Consider the following 24,807-nt stretch of genomic DNA (forward strand, 5'->3'; position numbering starts at 1 on the left):
CTTAAAACGTCCTATCTAATGGCCTGTCTTCATGACAGGCCATTTTTTTTTGCCTGTGGATACTATTTTTTACACGCTCCTCGCTACTTCGCCACGAAGCCCACCATGAGCGCTTATCAGCATGATTTGAGTATGTGAAGCAGGTTGTTCACAGGTGCGGTAACAAGCCAGGTACCCAGCGGTGGATAACCCGTTGTCAGTCAGCCTTGTGGGTAAGTCGCACTTTCATCCACAGCTCCAACACCGCTTCTACGCAGGCACTCCGCTGCTTAATCACCTAAAGGTCAACAATGTAAAATACTGATAAAGCTAGCGTTAGTAGACTTATCAACAGATTTTGTCCACACCAGTAGTTACTACATCAACAGAACTTCTCTTATTTATTTTTATTTTGTTATTAATAAAGACAGAACCCTTAAACCGGGGTGTGGAAAAACCTGACGGTTACCCACAGGAGGTTTATACTGGCGGGCTTATTCCATCAGCGCCGATATGCTGACCACATCATCCGTGCCAACAGGCACAAGACGAGGTGTCACTTGAACTACCCCGACCGCTTTGACGTGATTGTCATCGGCGGTGGCCATGCGGGAACTGAAGCCGCACTGGCCTCTGCTCGTATGGGCTGTCAAACCCTATTGCTAACCCACAACATCGAGACACTTGGCCAAATGTCGTGCAATCCCGCCATTGGCGGCATCGGCAAAAGCCATTTGGTGAAAGAAATTGATGCGCTCGGCGGTGCAATGGGGCTAGCCACAGATTTAGGCGGCATCCAGTTTCGCGTGCTCAACGCACGCAAAGGGCCAGCGGTGCGCGCAACCCGTGCCCAGGCCGACCGCATCCGCTACAAAGCAGCCATTCGCGGGATGCTGGAAAACCAACCCAACCTGACAATTTTTCAGCAGGCAGCAGGTGATCTCATTGTGGATAACGACACCGTGCGCGGCGTCGTAACTGAAACCGGCATTCGCTTTCACGCGGAATCGGTCGTGCTCTCAACCGGTACTTTCCTCGGTGGCGTTATCCACATCGGGTTGGATCAAAGCCGCGGAGGCCGCGCGGGTGATCCGCCCTCCAACGCGCTGGCAGAACGACTACGTGCGTTGCCGTTTCACGTTGACCGGCTCAAAACCGGCACGCCGCCGCGTATCGATGCCAAAACCGTCGATTTTTCGCAGTTGGAAGAGCAGCCGGGCGATACCCCAACGCCGGTGATGTCTTACCTCGGCTCGCGGGAGATGCATCCCCAGCAGGTGAGCTGCCATATCGCGCACACCAACGAGCGCACCCACGAGATTATTCTGGGTAACTTGGATCGCTCGCCAATGTACTCTGGCGTGATTGAAGGGATCGGCCCGCGCTACTGCCCCTCGATTGAAGATAAAGTGCACCGCTTTGCCGACAAATCGAGCCATCAGGTGTTCATCGAGCCTGAAGGCCTGGATACCCACGAGCTCTATCCAAACGGCATCTCGACCTCGCTGCCGTTTGATGTGCAGCTGCAGGTGGTGCGCTCGATCAAAGGGTTAGAAAACGCACACATCACGCGTCCTGGCTATGCCATTGAGTACGATTTCTTTGATCCGCGGGATTTGAAACACTCGCTGGAAACCAAATTTATCCACAACCTGTTTTTTGCCGGACAAATCAACGGCACAACCGGTTATGAAGAAGCGGGTGCCCAGGGGCTACTGGCGGGCTTAAACGCCGCTCGCCGCGCTAAACAGCTCGACGCTTGGTACCCCCGCCGTGATGAAGCCTACCTTGGCGTTTTGGTAGACGACTTAATCACCATGGGCACCAAAGAGCCCTACCGCATGTTTACTTCGCGGGCGGAATACCGCCTGCTGCTGCGTGAAGACAATGCCGATCTGCGCCTGACCGAAAAAGGCCGCAAGCTAGGCTTAGTCGACGACACGCGCTGGGCCGCATTTAGTCAAAAGCGCGAAGCCATCGAGCGGGAAACTGCACGCTTGGCCACCACTTGGGTGCAACCCAATAGCCCGGCGGCAGAAAAAATCGCTGAAAAAACCGGCAGGCCGCTACCCCGAGAGTACTGCTTAAGCGATTTGCTGAAACGCCCTGAGCTAACGTATGCCGATATTACCTCGCTCCCCGGTATGAAAAGCGGTGATGTGCATGACGAAGCCGTGGCCGAACAGGTGCAAATTCAAGCCAAATATCAGGGCTATATTGATCGTCAGCAGGATGAGATCGATAAGCTTAAGCGTCATGAAGCTACGCCGCTGCCTGCGGAGCTTGATTATCACCAGGTGGAAGGTCTCTCCAACGAGATTCGCCAAAAACTCAGCGATACCCGTCCAGAAACCCTTGCACATGCAGCCAGGATTTCTGGGGTAACGCCCGCAGCCATATCGATTCTGCTCGTGCATCTGAAAAAACGCCGCCTGATTACCAACGCCGAGGTGGCCAACGGATGAGTCGACTCCAGCCGCTGGTCAACAGCTTACCCAATGGCGTTGCACCACGACTTGATCAAGGCCTATCGGCGCTGGGAGTAATCATCAGCGCTGAACAGAGAGAGCAGCTACTTGGTTTACTGGCGCTGTTGCACAAGTGGAACCGGGCTTATAACCTCACCGCAGTGCGCGATGTTGAAGAGATGGTCTCTCGCCACGTGCTGGATAGCGCCGCCGTTGCTCCCTACGTTCACGGCCCAACGCTGCTGGATGTGGGGGCAGGGCCTGGGTTACCCGGCTTGGTACTCGCGATTATGAAGCCCGAACTTCAGGTGACGCTGCTGGATAGCAATGGCAAGAAAGTCCGCTTCCAGCGCCAAGCGGTGATGGAGTTGGCGCTGACCAACGTGACGCCTACTCAGGCACGGGTAGAGCAGTTCACCGGCCAGCACTTTGATCAGGTGATCTCACGTGCGTTTGCCAGTTTGGTGGATTTCGTGACACTAACGCGCCCCCTGCCATCTGCAAATGGCCAGTGGCTAGCAATGAAAGGCCCCGGTGCTGATGACGAGCTGCGTAACCTGCCGGAAGGCATTGAACTCAGCGAGCGCCACCTGTTGAATGTACCCTTTGAAACGGCCGAGCGGCAGCTGTTGATCCTGACCCCAAAAGGAGTTGAGTAGTGAGCCAGATCATTGCCCTGACCAACCAAAAAGGCGGCGTGGGCAAGACCACTTCAGCCGTTAACCTGGCCGCCAGCCTGGCTGCTCTTGACCGCCGCGTACTGCTGGTGGACTTGGATCCACAGGGCCATGCCAGCATGGGCAGCGGGATCGACAAGTACGATCTTGAGAAAAGCGTGCTGGACGTGTTGCTTGGCGAAGCCACTGCGGGCGAGGTTATCGTTCGCGGGCTGCCGGTTCATTACGATGTTCTACCCGGTAACGGCGACCTGACCGCCGCGGAAGTGGAATTACTGGATAGCGACCAACGTCAAAGCCGCCTATCGCTTGCACTTGCCAGCGTCGCGGACGATTACGACGTGGTGCTGATCGACTGCCCACCATCGCTGAATATGCTGACGGTGAATGCGCTCACCGCCGCGCATGGCGTACTGATTCCGCTACAGTGTGAATTTTACGCCCTAGAGGGGCTCTCGGCGCTGCTGGATACGGTGGAGCAGATCAAGCAAAGCGTGAATCCTGAGCTGGCTGTCTCCGGCATTTTGCGCACCATGTACGATAAGCGCACCAGTCTCACCCGAGAAGTAGATAAGCAGCTACGCGACTTTTTCGGCGATGCGCTTTTGAAAACGACGATTCCGCGCAACGTGAAAGTCGCTGAAGCGCCAAGCCACGGCGTACCGGTCACTCAATACGCGCGTTTTTCGCGGGGGAGCCAAGCCTATCGCGTGTTGGCCAAAGAGATGATTCGGCGTCTATCGCTGTAACGGTTGCCGCTGTAGCGTTCAAAGTACATAACGTTAAAAGTACGAGGGAAAGCGAATGACGCGTAAACGCGCGCTAGGACGTGGCCTGGATGCCCTGATTGGTGCGGGCGCCCGTCGTCGTGACAGTTTAGACCTGACCGGTGGCGCAACGCTTGAGAGCGCCGACGCCCCGATGCCAGACGTGGCGGTGGATGACGCAATGGCTGAACGCCTGGAGCGTCTGCCACTTGGGCAACTGATGCGTGGGAAGTATCAGCCGCGCCGAGACATCCAGCCTGAAGCCCTGGAAGAGCTTGCCGACTCGATCCGTGCCCAAGGCGTGATGCAGCCCATCGTGGTGCGTCCGGTAGGTAAAGACCGCTATGAAATTATTGCCGGTGAGCGCCGCTGGCGCGCCGCGCAACTGGCCGAGCTGGACGTTATTCCGGCGGTCATACGCCATGTGAGTGATGAAGTCGCGCTGGCCTTAGCGCTGATTGAAAACATCCAGCGGGAAAACCTCAACGCGATTGAAGAAGCGATTGCGCTGAAGCGTTTGGGCGATGAATTTGAGCTCACTCAGCAACAGATTGCTGATGCAGTGGGTAAGTCTCGTACCCAGGTTGCCAACTTACTTCGTCTGCTGGCCCTCGACCCAGAGGTGCAAACCCTGCTAGAGCGGGGCGATTTAGATATGGGTCACGCTCGCGCACTGCTCTCGTTAACCAGTGCACAGCAGCGCCAAGTCGCCCACGAAGTGGTCAATAAAGACCTTACCGTGCGCGATACCGAAGCGCTGGTGAAAAAGGTGCAAACCAATCAGGCACCTGCGCCGACCGCCAAGCAAGCGGCCAAGACACCGGATGTGGCCCGCTTAGAAACCCACCTGGGCGAAATTCTCGGTGCGCCTGTTTCGATTGATCATGGTCAAAAAGGCAAAGGCCGAGTCACTATTCGTTATACAAGCCTTGAAGAGCTGGATGGAATTCTGGCGCACATTAAATAGCACGCTAATGAAAGATATGGCCTGTTTTTAGCCCTTTGGTCGCAAGTCGGCGCTGAAACGCGCGAATTCCGTGCAACTTCGGTTGAAGGTGTGATAGCGCTTCCCTATAATCGCGCAAGATTTGTGCAGGTTGCTTATCGATGCGCTTGAAAGGCACATCGGCAGCAACCCATCTAACGCGCTGGGGAATCATTTGCTTACTAGCGATATGTTGAAAGCTTATGCAGCGAATTGAAACCCAGCGGCAGCGAGCCTACTTCGCTCGGCTAACCGGCGCCCAGCTCGTGGTGATGCTGCTTGGAGTGCTGCTGGCTTATCCGGTAGCCCAGATGCCAGGGGTGCTATCGGTCATAACGGGAGCACTGGTAGCGTTGCTGCCACACGCTTTCTTTATACAGCGCATGGGAATTTTTGGTAAAACGCGTCGTTCTCCAGGCGCTATGGTTCTGTTTCGCGCCGAGGCAGGTAAGTTTGGTTTGACGGTGGCACTGTTTGCTCTGGTGTTCGTGGTAGTGCCTCCCTCAAACCCCGCTTTCTTTTTTAGTGCTTATGTTGCGATTGTTCTAACGCATTGGCTTGCACCTTGGTTAATGCCTGGGAAATCGCACAACTGATTGAGGTGACATGTCTATGGCCGCAGGAAACGAAGTCTCGTCGACTTACTATATCCAGCACCACTTGCAGAACCTGACCTTTGGTAAACATCCAGAGAATGGCTGGTCGCTGGCGCACTCCGCCGAAGAAGCTCGTGAAATGGGCTTTTGGGCCATTCATCTGGACACCATGGGCTGGTCGATCGCCATGGGCCTCCTGTTTATCTGGATTTTCCGTAAAGCCGGTAAAGCAGCAACAACGGGCGTTCCTAGCGGACTGCAAAACGCTGTTGAAATGGTGGTTGAGTTCATCGAGAACCTCACCCGCGCGACGTTCCATGGCCGTAACCCGGTCATTGCCCCGCTGGCACTGACGCTGTTCGTGTGGATTTTGCTCATGAACACGCTGAAAATTATTCCGGTCGACTATGGCCCTGAGCTCTTTAAACGGTTAGGCGTTGAGTACATGAAAATTGTACCGACCACGGACCCGAACGCCACGCTGGGTATGGCGCTGGGCGTGTTCTGCCTGATTATTTACTACAGCATTAAAGTCAAAGGTGCCGGTGGTTTTGCCAAAGAGCTGTCGCTTACGCCGTTCAATCACTGGGCGCTGATCCCCTTCAACCTGGTACTTGAAGTGATTGGCCTGCTGGTGAAGCCGTTAGGCCTTGGCCTGCGTCTGTTCGGTAACATGTTTGCCGGTGAAGTTATCTTTATTCTGATTGCTCTACTGCCGTTCTGGGCAATCTGGCTGTTGGACGTGCCATGGGCCATCTTCCACATTCTTGTGGTAACGCTGCAGGCCTTTATTTTCACCACGCTGTCGGTTGTATACCTCAGCGCGGCGCACGAACATCACTAAACCAAGCAACGACGTTTTCATTAACCCTCAACCCTTAACCAAAACTTAAACTCAGGAGCAACATCATGGAAATGGTTTATCTCTCAGCTGCCATCATCATCGGTCTGGGCGCACTGGCTACCGGCATTGGCTTCGCTCTTCTGGGCGGCAAACTGCTTGAGTCTACTGCGCGTCAGCCGGAACTGGGCGACCAGCTGCAAACCAAAACCTTCATCATGGCCGGTCTGCTTGACGCCGTTCCGATGATCGGTGTTGGTATCGCGATGTACCTGATCTTCGTTGTTGCCGGTTAATGCAGCTTAACCGAGCGGCTCTCCGCTCGGTTTTGTTTCACTCCGGTCGCCACGAATTTGTCAGAGGTACATCCCTGTGAATATCAACATGACGCTTATCGGGCAGACGATCGCCTTCGCGATCTTTGTCTGGTTTTGCATAAAGTATGTGTGGCCTCCGATCAGCAACGCGCTTCACGAGCGTCAAAAGAAAATTGCTGATGGCTTGGACGCAGCTAGCCGTGCTACCCGTGATCTTGAGCTAGCTCAAGAGCGTGCTGAACAGACGCTACGCGAGAGCAAGGAACAGGCATCTCAAATTCTCGAGCAAGCGAATAAGCGCTCTGCCCAAATGATCGAAGAGGCACGTGAACAAGCGCGTGCTGAAGGCGAACGTTTAGTGGCTAATGCTCGGTCAGAAATTGAGCAAGAAATTAATCGCGCGAAAGACGAACTGCGTGCACAGGTTTCCCACCTTGCGATCGTAGGCGCTGAGCGTGTTCTTGAAGCCTCTGTTGACGAGAAAGCGCACCGCGACTTGCTTGATAAGCTTGCCGCTGAACTGTAAGGAGGTGACCCATGGCGGAACAATCTACCGTCGCTCGTCCTTACGCCAAAGCGGCGTTTGAATACGCGCGCGATCACCAAGCGCTTGACGCTTGGTCGCAGGCACTGGCAATGGCGGGATCAATCGTCATCGATCGCCAAGTTGCTGGCCTGCTAGGTAGCCCCAAACTCAGCAGTGAACAGAAAGTGTCGTTAGTAGCAGACATGCTGGGCGACAACGCAGACGATGCGTTTAAACGCTTTCTGACCACCTTGGCCGATCAGCGTCGCTTAGCGGCGTTGGATGCTATTGCTGACCAGTTTGAACACCTTCGCGCAGAGCATGAACAGCGTATCGACGTCACTGTGGTTTCAGCTTATAAGCTGGACAGCAAGCAGAAGACCAAGCTAGGCAACGCGCTCAAGAAACGTCTAAATCGCGAAATCTCCATTACTACTCAGGTGGACAAGGCGCTGATTGGCGGTGTCATCCTGCGTGCCGGCGACACCGTCATTGACGGGTCGGTGCGTGGTCGATTGAACCGGCTTTCCGAAGCGCTGACCGCTTGAGTCTGAGGGACATGGCATGCAGCAACTGAATCCTTCCGAGATCAGCGACATCATCAAGCAGCGAATTGAAAAGCTTGACGTCGCATCTGAAGCCCGTAATCAGGGCACCATCGTCAGCGTTTCCGACGGTATCGTGAAAATTCACGGCCTCGAAGACGCGATGTTTGGTGAAATGATTGAATTCCCCAACAGCATTTTCGGCATGGTACTGAACCTGGAGCGTGACTCCGTCGGTGCTGTTGTCCTGGGTGACTACCTGCAGCTTGAAGAAGGTATGACCGCTAAATGTACCGGTCGTATCCTTGAAGTACCGGTAGGTCCTGAGCTGATTGGTCGTGTTGTCGATGCGCTGGGTAATCCCATCGATGGCAAGGGCGGTATCAACGCTAAAATGACCGACGCGGTAGAAAAAGTAGCGCCCGGCGTTATCACCCGTCAGTCCGTTGATGAGCCGATCCAAACTGGTTTGAAATCTATCGATGCCATGGTGCCAATCGGTCGTGGTCAGCGTGAGCTGATCATCGGTGACCGTCAGATTGGTAAATCTGCCATTGCCATCGATGCGATCATCAACCAGAAAGGCAAAGGCGTGACCTGTGTCTACGTAGCGATTGGTCAGAAGCAATCGACCATTGCTAACGTCGTTCGCAAGCTCGAAGAGCACGGCGCGCTGGAACACACCATCATCGTCGCTGCAGGCGCTGCCGACCCGGCACCGATGCAGTTCCTGGCCGCTTACTCTGGCTGCACCATGGGCGAGTACTTCCGTGACCGTGGTGAAGACGCGCTGATCGTGTATGACGATCTTTCCAAGCAGGCCGTTGCGTACCGTCAGGTATCGCTGCTGCTGCGTCGTCCGCCGGGCCGTGAAGCTTACCCGGGTGACGTTTTCTATCTCCACTCACGTCTGCTGGAGCGCGCTGCGCGTGTTAACGCTGACTACGTTGAGAAGTTCACCAACGGTGAAGTGAAAGGCAAAACCGGTTCCTTGACCGCACTGCCGATCATCGAAACACAAGGTGGTGACGTATCGGCGTTCGTTCCGACCAACGTTATCTCCATCACCGATGGTCAGATCTTCCTGGAAACCAACCTGTTTAACTCCGGTATTCGTCCGGCGATTAACGCAGGTCTCTCGGTTTCTCGTGTAGGTGGTGCTGCGCAGACCAAAATCATCAAGAAGCTGGGTGGCGGTGTGCGTCTGGCTCTGGCTCAGTACCGCGAACTGGCGGCATTCTCGCAGTTTGCCTCTGACCTTGATGAAGCGACGCGCAAGCAGCTCGAGCACGGTCAACGCGTTACCGAACTGATGAAGCAGAAGCAGTACTCGCCGATGTCAGTTGCAGAAATGGCGCTGTCGCTGTACGCCGCTAACGAAGGTCACCTGGATGACGTGAGCGTCGACAAGGTGCTGGACTTCGAACGTGCCCTGCACGACTACATGAAGTCCGAGCACAGCGAGCTGCTCGACAAGATCAACCAGACCGGCGACTACAACGGCGAGATTCAGGACGGCTTGAAGTCAGGTCTCGAGAAGTTCAAGGCGACTCAGAGCTGGTAATGTCCGGCCCGCCTGCGGGCGGGCTTGCATGCTTTCTGAGAGCCACGAACGAAAGGTAGATCGCTATGGCAGCTGCAAAAGAGATACGCACCCAGATCGGGAGCATTAAAAATACGCAGAAGATTACCAGTGCCATGGAAATGGTGGCTGCATCGAAAATGCGTAAAGCGCAAGATCTGATGAAGGCTGGCCAGCCGTACGCCAAGCAGATTCGTAACGTGGTAGGCCACATTGCCGACGCAAACCCCGAGTACAAGCACGACTATATGGTCGAGCGTAGCGAGGTAAAGCGCGTTGGTTACATTGTGGTTTCCACCGACCGTGGCCTGTGTGGCGGCTTAAACGTCAACCTGTTTAAGGCAGTGGTGAAAGACGCTGTTGCCTGGAAGCAGCAAGGCGCTGAGCTAGACTTCTGCGCCCTCGGCTCGAAGGCCGGTGCCTTCTTCCGCAACTACGGCGGCAACTTGATTGCTGCGAAAAGCGGATTAGGAGAGTCACCGACCGTCGAGGGTCTGATCGGTAGTGTTAAGGTGATGCTCGAAGCGTACGACGAAGGACGCCTAGACCGCCTGTACGTGGTGTATAACGAATTCGTTAACACCATGACGCAGCGGCCGGTAGTGCGTCAGCTTCTTCCTCTGTCGTCCGATATGGGCGCAGACGCTAAGCATGACGAAGAAAACGCCCGTCCCGGAAGCTGGGACTACCTGTATGAACCGGATGCCAAGGCGTTGCTAGACAGCCTGTTGGTTCGATTCATCGAATCGCAGGTGTATCAGGCGGTAGTCGAAAACGGTGCGTGCGAACAGGCCGCCCGAATGATCGCTATGAAGAGTGCCACTGATAACGCGGGCAACCTGATCGACGATCTGGAGATGGTGTACAACAAGGCCCGTCAGGCCGCCATCACCCAGGAAATTTCCGAGATCGTCGGCGGCGCTTCAGCCGTATAACGCCAAGGGAGCCTGCCATCGCTAAGGTGGCTCCCGGCAAACAGGTTTCATTTGCAGGTTTTTGAGAGGAACCAAGATGAGCGGACGTATCGTACAAATCATCGGCGCGGTGATTGACGTAGAGTTTCCGCGGGACTCTGTGCCCAAGGTCTACGACGCGCTGAAGGTCTCCGATGTTGAGACCATCCTCGAAGTCCAGCAGCAGCTGGGCGACGGCGTGGTGCGCACCATTGCCATGGGCTCCACTGAGGGCTTAAAGCGTGGCATGGACGTGACCAGCACAGGTGCCGCGATTTCCGTACCGGTAGGTAAGGAAACGCTAGGTCGCATCATGAACGTACTCGGCGAGCCGATCGATGAAGCTGGCCCGATCGGTGAGCAAGAGCGCATGCCGATCCACCGCAAGGCCCCGAGCTATGCCGATCAGGCAGCCTCTAACGAGCTGCTGGAAACCGGTATCAAAGTCATCGATCTGGTTTGCCCCTTTGCTAAGGGCGGTAAGGTTGGTCTGTTCGGCGGTGCGGGTGTTGGTAAAACCGTTAACATGATGGAGCTTATCCGCAACATCGCCACCGAGCACAGCGGCTACTCTGTATTCGCTGGTGTCGGTGAGCGTACGCGTGAGGGTAACGACTTCTATCACGAAATGACCGAATCCAACGTTATCGACAAGGTAGCGCTGGTCTACGGTCAGATGAACGAGCCGCCCGGTAACCGTCTTCGCGTGGCGCTGACCGGTTTGACCATTGCGGAAAAATTCCGTGATGAAGGCCGCGACGTTCTGCTGTTCGTCGACAACATCTACCGTTACACCCTGGCCGGTACCGAAGTATCCGCCCTGCTGGGTCGTATGCCGTCTGCGGTAGGTTATCAACCGACGCTGGCCGAAGAGATGGGCGTTCTGCAGGAACGTATCACCTCTACGAAAACCGGTTCTATCACTTCCGTACAGGCCGTTTACGTTCCTGCGGATGACTTGACCGACCCGTCGCCGGCGACCACCTTCTCGCACCTAGATGCGACCGTGGTACTGGCGCGTTCCATCGCCGAGCTGGGTATCTACCCCGCGATCGACCCGCTGGACTCTACCTCGCGTCAGTTGGATCCGCTGGTGGTTGGTGAAGAGCACTACGACGTAGCGCGTGGCGTGCAGAACGTTCTGCAGCGTTACAAGGAACTGAAGGACATCATCGCGATTCTGGGTATGGACGAGCTGTCTGACGAAGACAAGCTGGCCGTTGCCCGTGCGCGTAAGATCCAGCGCTTCCTGTCGCAGCCGTTCTTCGTGGCCGAGGTCTTCACGGGCTCGCCCGGTAAGTACGTGTCGCTGAAAGACACCATCCGTGGCTTCCAGGGCATCCTCGCGGGTGACTACGACGATCTGCCGGAACAGGCCTTCTACATGGTCGGCTCCATCGACGAAGCTGTCGAAAAAGCCAACCAGATGAAGAAGTAATCCCGTCCATTAGGGGGATTCGCTATGGCGAATAGCTTCACTTGCAATATCGTCAGCGCAGAAGCATCCATCTTCTCAGGTAAGGTTGAGCAGGTGATTGCTTCCGGGATTATGGGTGACCTCGGCATTTTGCCGGGGCACGCCCCGCTGCTGACCGAGCTTCAGCCGGGCCCGATCCGCGTGATCCACGATGATGGCAAGGAAGAGAACTTCTTTGTCTCTGGCGGCTTCATGGAAGTTCAGCCAGATGTCGTGACGATCCTGGCAGACGCTGCGGCGCGTGCCAGCGACCTCGACGAGGCCGCTGCTGAAGAAGCGCGTCAGCAGGCGCTGAAAGCCTTTAATGAGAAGTCAGCGGAGCTGGATTATACCCGCGCTGCCGCTGAACTCGCCGAAGCCGTTGCCCAACTGCGAACGATTCAGCAGTTGCGTAAGAAGGCGGGTAAAGGCTAATTAGACGCTCTGCGTAATCAAACGCCCCTTAAACCCGATTCAGGGTTTAAGGGGCGTTTTTTTTGTCTGTTAATATGCGGGTGAGTCATCCCAGAGTTGAACGTCTCAGGAGCGAGCGATGGCGCTAAACGAAGAAGCCTTACAGGAATTGAAAACCGAGCTGCTCGAGGAGCTGGTCAAGGAAGAGCCCAGTAAGTCGCAATTGGCGGAACGCCTCGCTGAAATACGCTCGGCCGACATTGGGGAAGTGCTGGAAGAGCTGATCGAGAAGGATGAGGAGCTACGTGCGGCCCTGACGGTGTTGGACATTCTCTCCACCGAGCGAGCAGCCAATGTGTTGGGCTATCTACCCAAAGAGAGCCAGCTCGAGGTGGTGGGAGAGCTGTCCGATAGCCAGGTGCTCAAACTGCTCGAAGAGATGGGCTCCGACGAGCGGGCGGATTTGTTCAACCGGCTTGGGGAAGACCGTCGCGAAGCGCTGTTGCGTCGTATGGCGCACCAGGAGCGCGAGGATCTCAAGCGCTTGGCGAGCTATGAAGAGGGCACTGCCGGCGCCATCATGACCTCTGACTATGTTGCCATAGCCAGTGGCATGACGGTGTCACAAGCAATGATGCGCGTGCGCCAAACCGCCCCTGATGCGGAAACGGTCTACCAGCTTTACGTGCTGGATAATGATGGCCATCTGATCGGCACCATGTCGCTGCGTCAACTGATGGTCGCGCGCCCTGGGGCGTTGGTGGATGACATCATGATCAAAGATGTCATCAAAATCCCTGTGGATAAAGCGCAGGAGGAGGTGGCGAGAATTGTGGCTCGGTATGACTTACTGGCGCTGCCCGTGGTTGATGCCGATGGCCGTATGGTAGGCATCGTGACTCACGATGATGCCATGGATGTTGCTGAGTCAGAGGCCACCGAAGATATCCACAAAGGGATGTCCATCGGTCAGCTAGAGGATGGCGTGAGCCGGGTACCGCTGTGGAGTCTTTACCGCAAACGCGTGTTTTGGCTGGTCTTACTGGTCTTTGCCAACCTTTTTTCGGGGGCTGGTATCGCTTATTTCGAGGAGACCATTGCTGCTCAGGTGGCGCTGGTATTTTTCTTACCGCTGCTGATCGGTAGCGGCGGTAATGCCGGTGCGCAGGCCGCCACGCTGATGGTGCGCGGCATGGCCACCGGCGACGTAGGCGTGAAGGATTGGAGCAAGATGCTGGGGCGTGAGCTGTTGGTGGCTGGTTCATTGGGTTTGACCATGGCCATTGCCGTCGCCCCCATTGGGATTTTTCGTGGCGGGGAAGCGGTGGCCATCATCGTGGTGCTCAGCATGGTGACCATCGTGCTGTTTGGCAGCTTGATCGGCATGTGCTTGCCGTTCGTTTTGGAGCGCTTCAAAGTAGACCCCGCGACGGCCTCGGCTCCGCTGGTGACCACGCTGATCGACGCCACCGGCGTACTGATTTACTTCAGTATTGCAACGGCCATACTTGCCGGCGTCTGACCTGGGTTAGGGTAGCCTAGCGCATGGCGCTGCTGGCCGCCCGGGTGATGAACATGACCTCCACATGACCCAGCCACTCGATGTCGCTGGCGAGCGCCTTGAGCTGGCTCGCCAAACACTGAGGCGGCTGGTGAACGGCGTCGCCAATAATCAGCGATACCGATACCTTATCTTCTAAGTAGTGGAGCTGTAGCTCGTTCAGCGTGCGCCATACCGGATGTTTGTACCAGCGCTCGTTCAGCGCCGCTTCCACTTCTGGACGCAGCGGCAGGCCGGGCAAGCGGCTGGGGTCGCCTTCACCGGCGTCATCTTCTGGGTCAACGTGGAAGATAACATCTGTGAGCAAAGGAAACTCGTGGCGCAAACGGCGGCTCACTTCATTACCGATTTCATGAGCTTCCGAGACGGTAATTTTAGGCCCCACCACCACATGCAGGTCGACCATCACCCAACCTGCCGATTGACGGGTGCGCAGGTCGTGCACGCTATCCACGCCGGGGACGCTACACGCCACGTCATGCATCTGCTGCTGTACTGTTTCGGGGAGTGCGGTGTCGACCAGTTCGCGAGCGGACTCCCACAACAGGTCTAAACCCACTTTACCGACCATCAGGCCAACGATAATGGCGGCCACAGCATCTAGCCAGCCCAAGCCAAACTGTGCGCCTACTAAAGCCACCAGCACCACGGCGGTTGAAAGTGCGTCGCTGCGCGAGTGCCAAGCGTTGGCTTCTAAAAGCTTGGATTTCAAGCGATTCGCGACCCGCATGGTGTAGCGAAAAATCCACTCTTTGCTAATCAGTGCCAGTATGGCGATGACGATCGCAAGCGCCCCCGGGGCGCCCACTTCTGTGCCGCTCAACAGGCGATCCACGCTTGACCACGCAATACCCCCCGCCACGAAGATTAGGACGCTGCCTAATAGCAGCGTGGTGAGGGTTTCGATTCGGCCATGGCCGTAGTGGTGATCGTTATCTGGCTCCTGGCGGCCATAGTGAATGGCTGCCAGCACGAACCCATCGGTCACAAGATCAGAGAGCGAATGGATACCATCGGCAATCAGCGCAGCAGAGCCGACAAAAAAACCAACGGCGACTTTGATAATGCTCAGCAAACCGTCCAGCCAAGCGCCGATATAGGTTACGCGCTTAGCCTCTTGGCTATCTAACTCGCGATTGGGAACCACTGGCGTTTTTACGGTCTGAGTCATGAGGTACCTGCAGGGACGCACACTTCTAATAGGCGCCTATTGTAGCTTACCGTTGCATAAGCTCTATACCTTCTTATGAATTTGCGCGCTTCACCGGTGCGGACAATGAATGGCTGGATGTGTATCCTAAGCGCCGCTGCAGGTGCTTACACATCATTTAATGACGTAATACAGACAGGATGACCTATGGATTGGCTCCAAGTGGTGGTATTGGCGGTGGTGCAAGGGCTCACTGAATTCCTTCCTATTTCTAGCTCTGCCCACCTCATTTTGGTGCCGGTGCTGACCACCTGGGAAGATCAAGGTCTTGCCTTCGATGTCGCCCTGCATTTAGGCAGTTTAAGTGCCGTGGTGATCTATTTTCGCCAGGAAATTTGGCAAATGATCGCCAGCAGCCTCACGGCGGTAAGAGGCAGCGGCGTCAATGAGGATGCGCGTCTAGCGTTTTGGGTAGTCGTGGCCACCTTGCAGGTGTGCATCGTCGGCTTTCTCCTCCATGACCTGATCGCAGGCTACATGCGCTCGACGCTGATCATCGGCCTTAGCCTGATAGGGTTCGGCTTACTGCTAGGCTACGCCGACTGGAAAATGCGCGGTACCCGCAGCGAGTATCAGTTGACGCTAAAAGACGCACTGATCATCGGCGGCGCTCAGGTATTAGCGCTGATCCCCGGTACGTCGCGCTCGGGGATCACGATGACCGCGGCGCTGATGGTTGGCATGAATCGAGAAGGCGCCGCGCGCTTCTCGTTTTTGCTCTCGATTCCCGTCATCGTGCTCGCCGGTGGCCTCGAAGCGGTGAATCTCGTCAAAGCGCCTCACTCGATCGACGTACCCGCTATGCTAATAGGGGTGCTTTTATCGGGTATCAGCGCCTTCGTGTGTATTCACTACTTTCTCGTCGTAATCAAAAAGCTGGGGATGCAGCCGTTCGTGGTATACCGCGTGCTGTTTGGTGCCTGGCTACTCTGGTTTTTTCATTTCTAACCCGCGCGTTCAATGAAGGACATCGGATGAAAGGCTATCAAACTGCGTGTAAGCGACTGGGCGTCGTGGCGCTGGTGGGCGTTTTGCTGGCGGGCTGTTCAGAAAATGATCGGCCGCTGGAGTCACCAGTGCGCTTTGAAGGCGGTATTTTTGGCACCTATTATCAAATTACTCTGGTCGACCCGCTGACGCAGGGCGAAGCCAATGCTTTGGAAGAGGGCATATTGGCCGAGATGGAAGACGTTGACCAAGCGATGTCGACCTACCGTGACGATTCAGAACTAGTCGCCTTTAACGACGCGCCGCTCAACGAGTGGCAGCCGCTCTCTAACGAGCTGATCGAAGTGCTGGCGATAAGCCGCTCGGTGTCGGAAGCAAGCAAAGGGGCGTTTGATATCACCATTGGCGATGTGGTGAATCTATGGAGCTTTGGTCCCGAGGCACGTCCCGAAGAGGTGCCTAGCGAGGCCGAGTTAAGCGAGCGCATGGCCACGATTGGGTTCGATGCAGTCGAGGTGGATACCCAGCGGATGCAGGCGCGTCGCCTGCGGGATGTATTTGCCGATCTCTCTGGCGTCGCCAAAGGCCACGCTACCGATCGCGTGGCGGCGTATCTGGATCAGCAGGGCATCGATAATTACCTGGTCAATATCGGTGGCGGGCTGATTGCCCGTGGTTACCGGGACATCGAAGATCAAACGCCTTGGCGTGTCGGCATTGAAGTGCCGCAAAGCGGGGTACCGGAAGCGCAACATGTGATTGCGTTGGAGGGCATGTCGGTGGCTACCTCCGGTGATTACCGTAACTACTTTGAAGTCGATGGTGAGCGTTTCTCGCATCTTCTGGATCCGCGAACCGGTCAGCCCATCAAGCATCGGCTAGCGTCGGTATCGGTGTTCCACCCCTCCAATGCCTGGGCCGATGCTTGGGCCACGGCGCTCACCGTCGTGGGGAGCGAGCAGGGTATGCAGCTGGCCGTCGAAAACAACCTCAATATTTTGATGTTAGTACGTGAGGGGGAGCGTTGGCGTAGCTTGGCTAGCCCCGCCTTCGTCAACTATTTCGGTGATGCGCTGATCGATGAACTGGGCATCGAGCCTTGGACGGCCTCCTCAGCGAATCGCCAAATGCAAACAGGTGAATAACATGCACGACCTCGATATCGTCATCTTAGCCGCAGGTAAAGGCACACGGATGCGCTCTCAGTTGCCCAAAGTACTGCACACGCTAGCGGGTAAGCCCATGGTAGAGCACGTACTGGCAACGGCCAGTGGTCTGAACCCGAGTCGTACCCACGTGGTGATTGGCCATGGTGCTGACCAACTTCGCGACGCGTTGGCGGAGTATGATGTCTCGTTTGCACTGCAAGAAGAGCAAAAAGGCACCGGACATGCGGTGGCTCAGGCGCAGCCTCAGTTGGGCAGCGGTATCGTGTTGGTACTGTATGGCGACGTGCCGCTAATTCGTCGCGATACGTTGGCCGACCTGCTGGCCAAGGTGGATGAGCAGCACATGGGCCTGCTCACCGTCACGCTGGAAGACCCCAGTGGCTATGGGCGTATCGTGCGCGATGCCGAGGGCCACGCCGTGGCGATCGTCGAGCAGAAAGATGCTCATGAGGAGCAGCTGGCGATTAACGAGTGCAACACCGGCATTATGGCCATGACCAGTGCCCAGTTGAAGCGCTGGTTGCCCCAGCTATCAGCGGAAAATGCCCAGGGCGAGTACTACCTGACGGACGTTATCGCCATGGCAGCCAGCGAAGGCGTCAAGGTCGCCACGGCGCAGCCTCATAACGCCACCGAGGTAGAGGGGGTCAATAACCGCTCGCAAATGGCCCGCTTGGAGCGTGCTTACCAGCAGCAGACGGCAGAGACGCTCATGGCCCAAGGCGTTGCCTTGGCTGACCCAGCGAGAATTGATGTGCGCGGTAAGCTTACCTGCGGCCACGACGTCTTCATCGACGTAGGCTGTGTTTTTGAAGGGGACGTCGAACTTGGCGAAGGCGTGCGGGTAGGCCCCTACTGCATTATCAAAAACAGCACCATTGGCGCAGAGAGTGAGATTCACAGCCACAGCGTCATCGACACGGCCGTGGCGGCGGGTCTTAACCAGGTCGGCCCCTACGCACGGCTGCGTCCTGGCACGCGCTTAGCCGTGAAAGCCAAGGTGGGCAATTTTGTCGAAACCAAAAATGCCGACGTGGGTGAAGGTAGTAAAATCAACCATTTAAGCTACGTGGGTGATGCGCGCCTGGGGCGCGATGTGAACGTGGGCGCGGGCACCATTACCTGCAACTACGATGGCGTGAACAAACATCGCACCGAAATTGGCGATAACGCCTTCATCGGCTCCAACACTGCCTTAGTGGCACCTGTCACGGTAGGTAAGGGTGCCACTGTGGGCGCTGGTTCCACGATTGCAAAAGATGTGACTGAGTATGCATTAGCGGTCACCCGCAGCCGGCAGCTAGAGAAGCCCGACTGGCCGCGCCCGGTTAAAAAGGTTAAATAAACGTATTAGCACGTTGGATTACACGGCGTGAGAGCGCCTTAGGAGAACAAGTTATGTGTGGCATCGTCGCGGCGGTTGCGCAGCGTAATGTGCAGGGAATCTTGTTGGAAGGGCTGAAACGCTTGGAGTATCGCGGATACGATTCTTCTGGCATGACGGTGCTTAACAGCGGTGTGTTAACGCGTCACCGGGCTTTGGGCAAAGTCGCGGCACTCGCTGAACAGTTGGACGCCGCCGCGCTGCCAGGCAACAGCGGTATCGCGCACACGCGCTGGGCCACCCACGGCAAACCCTCCGAGGCCAATGCCCATCCGCACCACAGCAGCGATAACGTCGCCGTGGTGCATAACGGCATTATCGAAAACTACGAGCAGATTAAAGAGACGCTGCAAGGCAGCGGTTACACGTTCACTTCGGAAACCGATACCGAGGTGATTGCCCATTTGCTGGCGGACAAACTCGCTACGGGCAAGACGCTGTTTGATGCGACACAAGAGATTGTTAGTGGCTTGGGCGGTGCCTACGCCCTGGGGGTAATGAGTGCGGCCGAGCCTGGCGTGGTCGTGGGCGCACGCCAAGGCAGCCCCTTGGTGGTAGGTGTTGGTATTGATGAAGCCTTTTTAGCCTCTGATCCGCTGGCGCTGCTTCAAGTGACCGACCGCTTTATCTATCTGGAAGAGGGCGATTTAGTCGAGCTGCGAGAGCATGGAGTGATTCGCATTGTTGATCGCCAAGGCAATGACGTTGAGCGCCCTATCCATACCTTTGAACATGGCGACGGTGCGGCTAGCAAAGGCGAATATCGTCATTACATGCTCAAAGAGATTTTTGAGCAGCCCGCCGTTATTAGTGCCACGCTGGAAGGGCGTTTAAGTAGCCACGGCGTGTTGGTAGAGAGTTTTGGGCCGGATGCGCTGGCGCTGTTCCAGAAAACGCGTCATGTACATATTATAGCCTGTGGCACCAGCTACCATGCAGGCATGGTCGCGCGTTACTGGTTGGAGCGCTATGCTGGGGTGCCGGTACAGGTCGAAGTGGCGTCGGAATATCGCTACCGCCACCCGGTGGTGCCGGAAGGCACGTTATTCGTCACCCTCTCTCAGTCTGGGGAAACCGCCGATACGTTGGCAGCGCTGCGGTTTGCCAAAACCCTGGGCTATGTCGGCACGCTGGCAATCTGCAACGTGCCCGGCAGTTCGCTGGTGCGCGAATCGGATATGTCGCTGATGACCCGCGCTGGCCCCGAAATTGGTGTGGCCTCGACTAAAGCCTTTACCACCCAGTTGATCGCACTGCTGCTGCTGACGCTTTCCGTCAGTAAAGCAAAAGGCCAGCCAGAGCAGCCAGAGATCATTGGCGCCCTGCAGGCACTGCCCGCGCTCTGTCAGCAGGTGCTGGGTCTCGATCGGCAGATCGAAGTGCTTTCTCAGGCATTTGCAGAGAAGCATCACGCGCTCTTCCTGGGTCGTGGGGCGCACTACCCCATTGCTTTAGAAGGCGCGCTGAAGCTCAAGGAGATTTCCTATATCCATGCGGAAGCCTATCCTGCCGGGGAGCTTAAGCACGGCCCGCTGGCATTGGTGGATAGCGAGATGCCGGTAATTTCAGTTGCCCCGAATGATGATCTGCTCGAAAAACTGAAATCCAACCTCCAAGAAGTGCGCGCCCGCGGCGGCCAGCTGTTTGTGTTTGCCGATCAAAAGGTGGGAATCAGCTCTCAAGATGATATCCGTGTGTTGGAACTTCCTGAAGTACACGAAGCACTGGCACCACTGCTCTACACTCTACCGTTGCAGCTGCTGAGCTATCACGTAGCGGTGCTCAAAGGCACCGATGTGGATCAACCGCGTAACCTTGCCAAGAGTGTGACCGTCGAATAAGTGCCGTGTCACAATTAATTGCAGTTGGATGAATAAAGCGCTTTACAAGATGCGGCAAATAGCCGCATCTTATGCGCCATCGCTGCGTTGCAGCACATAGTTAGTGTGCTTATTATCGTGGCGGTATTCTCTAACCCTGCCAGGATCACGCTGCTATGAAACCACCTAACGTCCTTGCAACTCGGCATCCCGCTTGCCGCGTTGCTTGGTTGTTGACCGCACTCTGCCTCTTCGCTTTTCCTTCTCTTGCTTTTGCTGCTGCTGGCCCCCTCGATCTCACCACCTCACTTGCCGGTATTGCCTCCGTGACCATTTTCATTCTGGCCTATGCCCTGGTCATGAGTGAAGAAATCATCCACATGCGTAAATCCAAACCGGTTCTGGTGGCTGCTGGCCTGATCTGGGCCATGGTCGCGTGGGTCTACGTACAAGCAGGTATGCCCCATGAGGCAGAGAGCGCCTTCAAAGAGACGCTGCTCGAGTATACCGAGCTGCTGCTGTTCCTCCTGGTGGCGATGACGTACATCAACGCCATGGAAGAGCGTCGTGTGTTCGATGCACTGCGTGCGTGGCTGGTGCGCAAGGGGTTTAGCTACCGGAGCCTATTCTGGATTACCGGCTGTTTGGCGTTCGGTATTTCGTCCATCGCCAACAACATGACGACTGCCATGCTGATGTGTGCGGTGGTGCTAAAGGTCGCCGAGGGGGATAACAAGTTTATCAGCCTCTGCTGTGTCAACGTGGTGGTGGCCTCCAACGCCGGTGGTGCGTTCAGCCCGTTTGGCGATATCACCACACTGATGGTGTGGCAAGCCGGTCAGGTGCCTTTCGAAGGCTTCTTTGCACTGTTGGTACCTGCCATCGTGAATTTCATGGTGCCTGCGGTGATCATGAACTTTTTCATCGTCAATCGTCAGCCCGCTGCGCTCACCGAGAACGTATGGTTGAAGCGGGGCGCTCGGCGCATCATCGTACTGTTCTTGATCACCGTGGCGATCTCGGTGCTGTGCCACTCGATTCTGTACCTGCCGCCCGCTATGGGCATGATGTTTGGTCTAGGCCTGCTGCAATTCTTTGGCTATTACCTGCGTCGCAGTTTGCCCCGTTCGCTGGAGCGCAAACGTGAGCGTTACTCCCGCCGCGGAGATTGGAAAAAGCTGGAGCAGCTAGGCAGCGTGGTGCCGTTCGATATCTTCAGCCGTATCGCCCGCTCCGAGTGGGACACGCTGCTGTTCTTCTACGGGGTGGTGATGTGTGTGGGTGGCCTGGGGTTCATGGGCTATCTCAGCCTGCTTTCGGAAACGCTTTACGGCGGCTGGGACCCGGTGTGGGCCAACGTGGTGCTGGGGCTGATCTCAGCGGTGGTGGATAACATTCCAGTGATGTTCGCCGTGCTCTCCATGGCGCCGGATATGTCGGAAGGCAACTGGCTGCTGATCACTCTGACAGCCGGTGTGGGGGGCAGCCTGCTCTCCATGGGATCGGCTGCCGGGGTAGCGCTGATGGGGCAAGCCCGTGGTATCTACACGTTTGCGGTGCATTTGCGCTGGGTGCCCGCTATTTTGTTAGGTTACGTAGCCAGTATCGTGACACACCTGCTGATCAACGCCAGTCTTTTCTAAGGCGGTTGGCTATCCTGCCTAGCCGCTTGGTTAGGCAGGCCAATAAAAACGCCCCTTATCGTTGGATAAGGGCGTTTCGTTAGGAGCTTATATGTCGACAGGCGGCGTGGCATTTAAGACTACGCGCCTTGGTGGCTTATAAGTCGTGGCCGGTAATGACTTGGCAGATATCGGCGAAGCTGCGTGCCATGGGAACCACCGTCGTGGGTGGTTGGGTATTCAAACGACTACCCATGGCCGACTGGATATCAGTGGCAGAAATGATGCCTCTTACGCTGAGCTCCTGGTTTGGCTTGCGCTCGGTAATCAACAGATGCTGCTCGGTAAAGCTTTCCATTGATAACACGAGGTCTTCGATGGTGAGCGATGCCAGCTGCTCCAGCGGCATGGCGCTGAGTTTTTCCCAGGGCGTCATGATCATCGCGGCGGTGACTTCCGAACGCTCAAGATTGCGCTGCTGCATCGCCAAGTTGATGCGCCGAGTGCCAATCACCTCTTTGGCGGTGAGCACGCCAATGCAGTGAGCCTGCTTGTCCATGACAAACAGCAGACGAACACCGCCGTGACGCATTTTAAGGTGGGCGTCATCAATCGGAGTGTCTCCGGCAATAGACTGCGGCATGACCTGGGTAAAATCGGTCAGTACGGTCATTGCCGGGCTGTCCGGGGTGAGCTGCTTGGGTGCCGGAGTGGTGAGTAGCGGGGTAGCACCGAATTGAACAAGCGGCTTATGAGAATGCAGTGTTTGGTTCATCGAGGGGTACCTCCGTGGTTGTGAAGAAGCAGGTCATTCACCACGCGCCTGCTTTGTACCTTCACATTTGCACGGAATTCTTATCACAATCTTAAGACATCCCTTGTGTTACATTTTTTCTCATTTTTTTGCCTGGCGCTGAGTCAGCGCATCTCTCGCTAATACTGCCCTGATGCGTAGGCCATTACCGGGAGCATCTTCGAGTCGTAGCAAGCCTTCATGGCGCTTTACTAGGCGCTCGACGATGGATAACCCTAGCCCTGCTCCCGCCCCTGGGCCTGCGCGCTGAAAACGTTCTACTACCTGACTGCGCTCGTGAACCGGTATGCCTGGCCCTTGGTCATCGACCATGATCGTAATGCCCTGGGAAGCGGCTTCGAGGGTCACCGTCACGATGCTCTGAGCCGGGGAGTGTTGCATGGCATTGCCGACCAAATTCTGTATGAGTGTTTCGATGGCACCAGGCTCCTCTTCCATCGTCCAGTCGGCTTGATCATCGGCATTGAGCAGCAGCTGTTGTTGGCGCTCTGCCGCCAGTGGCGAAAGCTTGGCCAGGGTTTCTCGGGTTTCCAGCAGCACGTTGGCATGGCGCAGTTCAGGCAACGGTTCCTCTTCGGGGTCTAGGCGCGCTAGGGTGAGTAACTGGGACACTAGACGCGTCGAGCGAGCGACACCGCTACGCAAGTAGTGCAGCGACGCTTCACGATCTTCGGCGTTATCGGCCGCTAACGCATTCTGGGCGTGAAGATCCAGCACCGCCAGTGGGGTACGCAGCTCGTGGGCGGCATCGGCAATGAAGCGTTTCTCGCGCACACGCAGCTGGCGCAGCCGCTCTAAGAGCCGGTTCAACGCCCCGGCAATAGTGCCTAGCTCCTGGGGCAGCGGATAGAGTGTTAGCGGCTGTAGGTTATGTGGGTCGCGATTACGGATCTGTTCCGCCATGCGGGAAAGGGGCGCCAGCCCCCAGCCGATGGACCACCATAGCAGCAGCGTTAAGAAAGGTAAGCCGATCAGGTCTGGCAGCAGCGTGCGAAGCGCCACGGCGCTGATCAGCTCGCCGCGCACGTCCTCGCGCTCGCTGACCACCACGCGTTTGGGGCTGTTGGGAATATCCAGGACGTACACGCGCCACTCGTACTCGTCCACCGTGATCGTCGAGTAGCCAGCCGGTTGCTGAGCCAGCGGCGTGCTCGGTCCGCTGGCAGAGCGTAGTAGCAGACGATCCTCTTCCCACAATTGAAAGGCGAGTTCACGCAGGGTGTCAGCTGTCGCAGAGGTAACACGTTGGTGGGGGGCCGATAGGGCTTTTTCTAGGCTACTAATCAGCAATGACTGTTCGTATTCGGGCAAAGGGGCTTGAAGTAGTCCCTCTAGCAACACGGCATTTTGCGCCAAGCTCCTATCATGCAACGCCTCGATTTCGCGAGCGGCATAGCGATAGCTGATATAGCCAATGATCAGCATGCTAATGCCAAAGACGAGTAGGACGAGGCCTAACGTGCGACGGCGAATGGAGGTCATGGAGCTACCAGCTCGGGTTTATCCATGACATAACCAATCCCTCGTACCGTTCGCACCACATCGGGAAATAGCTTGCGCCTTAAATGATGGATATGAACTTCAATGGCGTTGCTCTCTACCTCCTCTTCCCACCCATAAATCAATCGAGTGAGCGTATCGCGGGTGAAAACACGTCCTGGATGACTCATAAACTCTTGAAGCAACGCGAGTTCACGACGTGACAGGGGAACCGTCTGGTGTTGATAGGTCACGATCAATGATTGAGGATCCAAGCTAATGCCGCGAAATCTCAACACGTCATTCGTGTGGCCTTGGCTACGACGTAGCAGGGCGCGTAAACGTGCCTTGAGTTCATCCACCTCAAATGGCTTGGTGAGATAGTCATCGGCGCCTGAATCGAGTCCTTCAATGCGATGATCCACGGCATCACGGGCAGTGAGTACTAAAATGGGCACGTGATTGCCGTGACGTCTAATCGTCCGTAATACCTCTATACCATCCACGTTGGGTAAACCGAGATCGAGTATGACGGCATCAAAGGGTTCGCTTTGGAGTGCGTTGAGCGCACTCTCTCCATCGGTAAGATGATCCACCGTATAGTGTTCGGGTTTTAGGGCGATGCGAATTCCCGATGCTAAGCTGGGGTCGTCTTCTACTAATAACAGGCGCATAACGTAGGGGGACCCTCCTT

The 24,807-nt window shown here is 56.1% G+C and carries 23 protein-coding genes; 19 read left to right on the top strand and 4 right to left on the bottom strand.

The window, feature by feature from the left end:
- Positions 1–539: 539 nt before the first annotated feature.
- From mnmG to mgtE, 14 genes are all read left to right on the top strand, one after another.
- Positions 540–2,444: a tRNA uridine-5-carboxymethylaminomethyl(34) synthesis enzyme MnmG gene (gene mnmG, locus NH344_RS06455; protein ID WP_062361054.1), complete on the top strand. Its 1,905-nt coding sequence runs from the start codon at positions 540–542 to the stop codon at positions 2,442–2,444.
- Entirely contained in the window at positions 2,441–3,106 is a 666-nt protein-coding gene (rsmG, locus tag NH344_RS06460) for a 16S rRNA (guanine(527)-N(7))-methyltransferase RsmG (protein WP_054640718.1), read from the top strand. The genes mnmG and rsmG overlap by 4 nt, the downstream gene beginning before the upstream one ends.
- The gene (locus NH344_RS06465) at positions 3,106–3,873 is read left to right on the top strand and encodes a ParA family protein (RefSeq protein WP_054640719.1); all 768 of its coding nucleotides are present in this window, start codon (positions 3,106–3,108) and stop codon (positions 3,871–3,873) included. The genes rsmG and NH344_RS06465 overlap by 1 nt, the downstream gene beginning before the upstream one ends.
- A 55-nt stretch (positions 3,874–3,928) precedes the next feature.
- A complete protein-coding gene (locus tag NH344_RS06470; RefSeq protein WP_062361056.1) occupies positions 3,929–4,858 on the top strand; it encodes a ParB/RepB/Spo0J family partition protein in 930 nt (309 codons plus the stop codon).
- A 221-nt stretch (positions 4,859–5,079) separates the two neighbouring features.
- On the top strand, positions 5,080–5,472 hold the full coding sequence (locus tag NH344_RS06475) for an ATP synthase subunit I (RefSeq protein ID WP_044628600.1): 393 nt from the start codon (positions 5,080–5,082) through the stop codon (positions 5,470–5,472).
- Positions 5,473–5,488: 16 nt separating this feature from the next.
- Positions 5,489–6,316 carry a F0F1 ATP synthase subunit A gene (gene atpB / locus NH344_RS06480; RefSeq protein ID WP_044628644.1) on the top strand — a complete coding sequence of 276 codons (828 nt, stop codon included), beginning with the start codon at positions 5,489–5,491 and terminating at the stop codon, positions 6,314–6,316.
- Positions 6,317–6,381: 65 nt separating this feature from the next.
- On the top strand, positions 6,382–6,609 hold the full coding sequence (gene atpE / locus NH344_RS06485) for a F0F1 ATP synthase subunit C (protein WP_007112217.1): 228 nt from the start codon (positions 6,382–6,384) through the stop codon (positions 6,607–6,609).
- A 76-nt stretch (positions 6,610–6,685) separates the two neighbouring features.
- Positions 6,686–7,156 carry a F0F1 ATP synthase subunit B gene (locus NH344_RS06490; RefSeq protein WP_054640721.1) on the top strand — a complete coding sequence of 157 codons (471 nt, stop codon included), beginning with the start codon at positions 6,686–6,688 and terminating at the stop codon, positions 7,154–7,156.
- Positions 7,157–7,167: 11 nt separating this feature from the next.
- On the top strand, positions 7,168–7,704 hold the full coding sequence (locus NH344_RS06495) for a F0F1 ATP synthase subunit delta (RefSeq protein WP_054640722.1): 537 nt from the start codon (positions 7,168–7,170) through the stop codon (positions 7,702–7,704).
- A gap of 16 nt (positions 7,705–7,720) precedes the next feature.
- The gene (gene atpA, locus NH344_RS06500; RefSeq protein ID WP_074211249.1) at positions 7,721–9,265 is read left to right on the top strand and encodes a F0F1 ATP synthase subunit alpha; all 1,545 of its coding nucleotides are present in this window, start codon (positions 7,721–7,723) and stop codon (positions 9,263–9,265) included.
- Between the two features lie 65 nt (positions 9,266–9,330).
- Positions 9,331–10,218 carry a F0F1 ATP synthase subunit gamma gene (atpG, locus tag NH344_RS06505; protein ID WP_074211250.1) on the top strand — a complete coding sequence of 296 codons (888 nt, stop codon included), beginning with the start codon at positions 9,331–9,333 and terminating at the stop codon, positions 10,216–10,218.
- A 76-nt stretch (positions 10,219–10,294) separates the two neighbouring features.
- Entirely contained in the window at positions 10,295–11,674 is a 1,380-nt protein-coding gene (atpD, locus tag NH344_RS06510) for a F0F1 ATP synthase subunit beta (protein ID WP_253027662.1), read from the top strand.
- Between the two features lie 24 nt (positions 11,675–11,698).
- Positions 11,699–12,127, top strand: coding sequence for a F0F1 ATP synthase subunit epsilon (locus NH344_RS06515; RefSeq protein WP_044628606.1), 429 nt, complete (start codon positions 11,699–11,701; stop codon positions 12,125–12,127).
- A gap of 118 nt (positions 12,128–12,245) precedes the next feature.
- Entirely contained in the window at positions 12,246–13,628 is a 1,383-nt protein-coding gene (gene mgtE, locus NH344_RS06520; RefSeq protein WP_253027663.1) for a magnesium transporter, read from the top strand.
- Positions 13,629–13,644: 16 nt separating this feature from the next.
- Here mgtE and NH344_RS06525 read toward each other — a convergent pair whose 3' ends face one another.
- Positions 13,645–14,838, bottom strand: a complete 1,194-nt coding sequence (locus tag NH344_RS06525) for a cation diffusion facilitator family transporter (RefSeq protein ID WP_253027664.1) — start codon at positions 14,836–14,838, stop codon at positions 13,645–13,647.
- A 186-nt stretch (positions 14,839–15,024) separates the two neighbouring features.
- Between NH344_RS06525 and NH344_RS06530 the strand changes: the two genes are divergently transcribed.
- The 5 genes from NH344_RS06530 (at position 15,025) to nhaD (ending at position 21,841) form a co-directional block, all read left to right on the top strand.
- Positions 15,025–15,825, top strand: a complete 801-nt coding sequence (locus NH344_RS06530) for an undecaprenyl-diphosphate phosphatase (RefSeq protein WP_253027665.1) — start codon at positions 15,025–15,027, stop codon at positions 15,823–15,825.
- Between the two features lie 26 nt (positions 15,826–15,851).
- The gene (locus tag NH344_RS06535; RefSeq protein WP_044628610.1) at positions 15,852–16,970 is read left to right on the top strand and encodes an FAD:protein FMN transferase; all 1,119 of its coding nucleotides are present in this window, start codon (positions 15,852–15,854) and stop codon (positions 16,968–16,970) included.
- Position 16,971: 1 nt separating this feature from the next.
- On the top strand, positions 16,972–18,339 hold the full coding sequence (gene glmU, locus NH344_RS06540) for a bifunctional UDP-N-acetylglucosamine diphosphorylase/glucosamine-1-phosphate N-acetyltransferase GlmU (RefSeq protein ID WP_054640725.1): 1,368 nt from the start codon (positions 16,972–16,974) through the stop codon (positions 18,337–18,339).
- Positions 18,340–18,392: 53 nt separating this feature from the next.
- Complete coding sequence (gene glmS, locus NH344_RS06545; protein ID WP_253027666.1) at positions 18,393–20,219, top strand: glutamine--fructose-6-phosphate transaminase (isomerizing); 1,827 nt, start codon at positions 18,393–18,395, stop codon at positions 20,217–20,219.
- Between the two features lie 155 nt (positions 20,220–20,374).
- On the top strand, positions 20,375–21,841 hold the full coding sequence (gene nhaD / locus NH344_RS06550; RefSeq protein WP_213262512.1) for a sodium:proton antiporter NhaD: 1,467 nt from the start codon (positions 20,375–20,377) through the stop codon (positions 21,839–21,841).
- A gap of 136 nt (positions 21,842–21,977) precedes the next feature.
- On the opposite strand, the gene NH344_RS06555 is transcribed toward nhaD, so the two are convergent.
- From NH344_RS06555 to NH344_RS06565, 3 genes are all read right to left on the bottom strand, one after another.
- A complete protein-coding gene (locus NH344_RS06555; RefSeq protein ID WP_172515144.1) occupies positions 21,978–22,595 on the bottom strand; it encodes a CBS domain-containing protein in 618 nt (205 codons plus the stop codon).
- 120 nt (positions 22,596–22,715) lie between these two features.
- Positions 22,716–24,116 carry an ATP-binding protein gene (locus NH344_RS06560; protein ID WP_213262513.1) on the bottom strand — a complete coding sequence of 467 codons (1,401 nt, stop codon included), beginning with the start codon at positions 24,114–24,116 and terminating at the stop codon, positions 22,716–22,718.
- On the bottom strand, positions 24,113–24,787 hold the full coding sequence (locus NH344_RS06565) for a response regulator transcription factor (RefSeq protein ID WP_062375215.1): 675 nt from the start codon (positions 24,785–24,787) through the stop codon (positions 24,113–24,115). The genes NH344_RS06560 and NH344_RS06565 overlap by 4 nt, the downstream gene beginning before the upstream one ends.
- Positions 24,788–24,807: the final 20 nt, after the last annotated feature.

Origin of the sequence: Halomonas sp. Ps84H-12, assembly GCF_024124725.1 — a bacterium.
Taxonomy (GTDB): Bacteria; Pseudomonadota; Gammaproteobacteria; order Pseudomonadales; family Halomonadaceae; genus Vreelandella; species Vreelandella aquamarina.

Coding starts and splice junctions, on each gene's coding strand:
- glmU (WP_054640725.1), top strand. CDS start 16,972: ATGCACGACCTCGATATCGTCATCTTAGCCGCAGGTAAAGGCACACGG.
- NH344_RS06525 (WP_253027664.1), bottom strand. CDS start 14,838: ATGACTCAGACCGTAAAAACGCCAGTGGTTCCCAATCGCGAGTTAGAT.
- NH344_RS06475 (WP_044628600.1), top strand. CDS start 5,080: ATGCAGCGAATTGAAACCCAGCGGCAGCGAGCCTACTTCGCTCGGCTA.
- NH344_RS06535 (WP_044628610.1), top strand. CDS start 15,852: ATGAAAGGCTATCAAACTGCGTGTAAGCGACTGGGCGTCGTGGCGCTG.
- NH344_RS06565 (WP_062375215.1), bottom strand. CDS start 24,787: ATGCGCCTGTTATTAGTAGAAGACGACCCCAGCTTAGCATCGGGAATT.
- atpA (WP_074211249.1), top strand. CDS start 7,721: ATGCAGCAACTGAATCCTTCCGAGATCAGCGACATCATCAAGCAGCGA.
- NH344_RS06560 (WP_213262513.1), bottom strand. CDS start 24,116: ATGACCTCCATTCGCCGTCGCACGTTAGGCCTCGTCCTACTCGTCTTT.
- nhaD (WP_213262512.1), top strand. CDS start 20,375: ATGAAACCACCTAACGTCCTTGCAACTCGGCATCCCGCTTGCCGCGTT.
- NH344_RS06515 (WP_044628606.1), top strand. CDS start 11,699: ATGGCGAATAGCTTCACTTGCAATATCGTCAGCGCAGAAGCATCCATC.
- NH344_RS06555 (WP_172515144.1), bottom strand. CDS start 22,595: ATGAACCAAACACTGCATTCTCATAAGCCGCTTGTTCAATTCGGTGCT.
- atpD (WP_253027662.1), top strand. CDS start 10,295: ATGAGCGGACGTATCGTACAAATCATCGGCGCGGTGATTGACGTAGAG.
- NH344_RS06530 (WP_253027665.1), top strand. CDS start 15,025: ATGGATTGGCTCCAAGTGGTGGTATTGGCGGTGGTGCAAGGGCTCACT.
- mgtE (WP_253027663.1), top strand. CDS start 12,246: ATGGCGCTAAACGAAGAAGCCTTACAGGAATTGAAAACCGAGCTGCTC.
- rsmG (WP_054640718.1), top strand. CDS start 2,441: ATGAGTCGACTCCAGCCGCTGGTCAACAGCTTACCCAATGGCGTTGCA.
- atpB (WP_044628644.1), top strand. CDS start 5,489: ATGGCCGCAGGAAACGAAGTCTCGTCGACTTACTATATCCAGCACCAC.
- glmS (WP_253027666.1), top strand. CDS start 18,393: ATGTGTGGCATCGTCGCGGCGGTTGCGCAGCGTAATGTGCAGGGAATC.
- NH344_RS06470 (WP_062361056.1), top strand. CDS start 3,929: ATGACGCGTAAACGCGCGCTAGGACGTGGCCTGGATGCCCTGATTGGT.
- atpE (WP_007112217.1), top strand. CDS start 6,382: ATGGAAATGGTTTATCTCTCAGCTGCCATCATCATCGGTCTGGGCGCA.
- atpG (WP_074211250.1), top strand. CDS start 9,331: ATGGCAGCTGCAAAAGAGATACGCACCCAGATCGGGAGCATTAAAAAT.
- NH344_RS06495 (WP_054640722.1), top strand. CDS start 7,168: ATGGCGGAACAATCTACCGTCGCTCGTCCTTACGCCAAAGCGGCGTTT.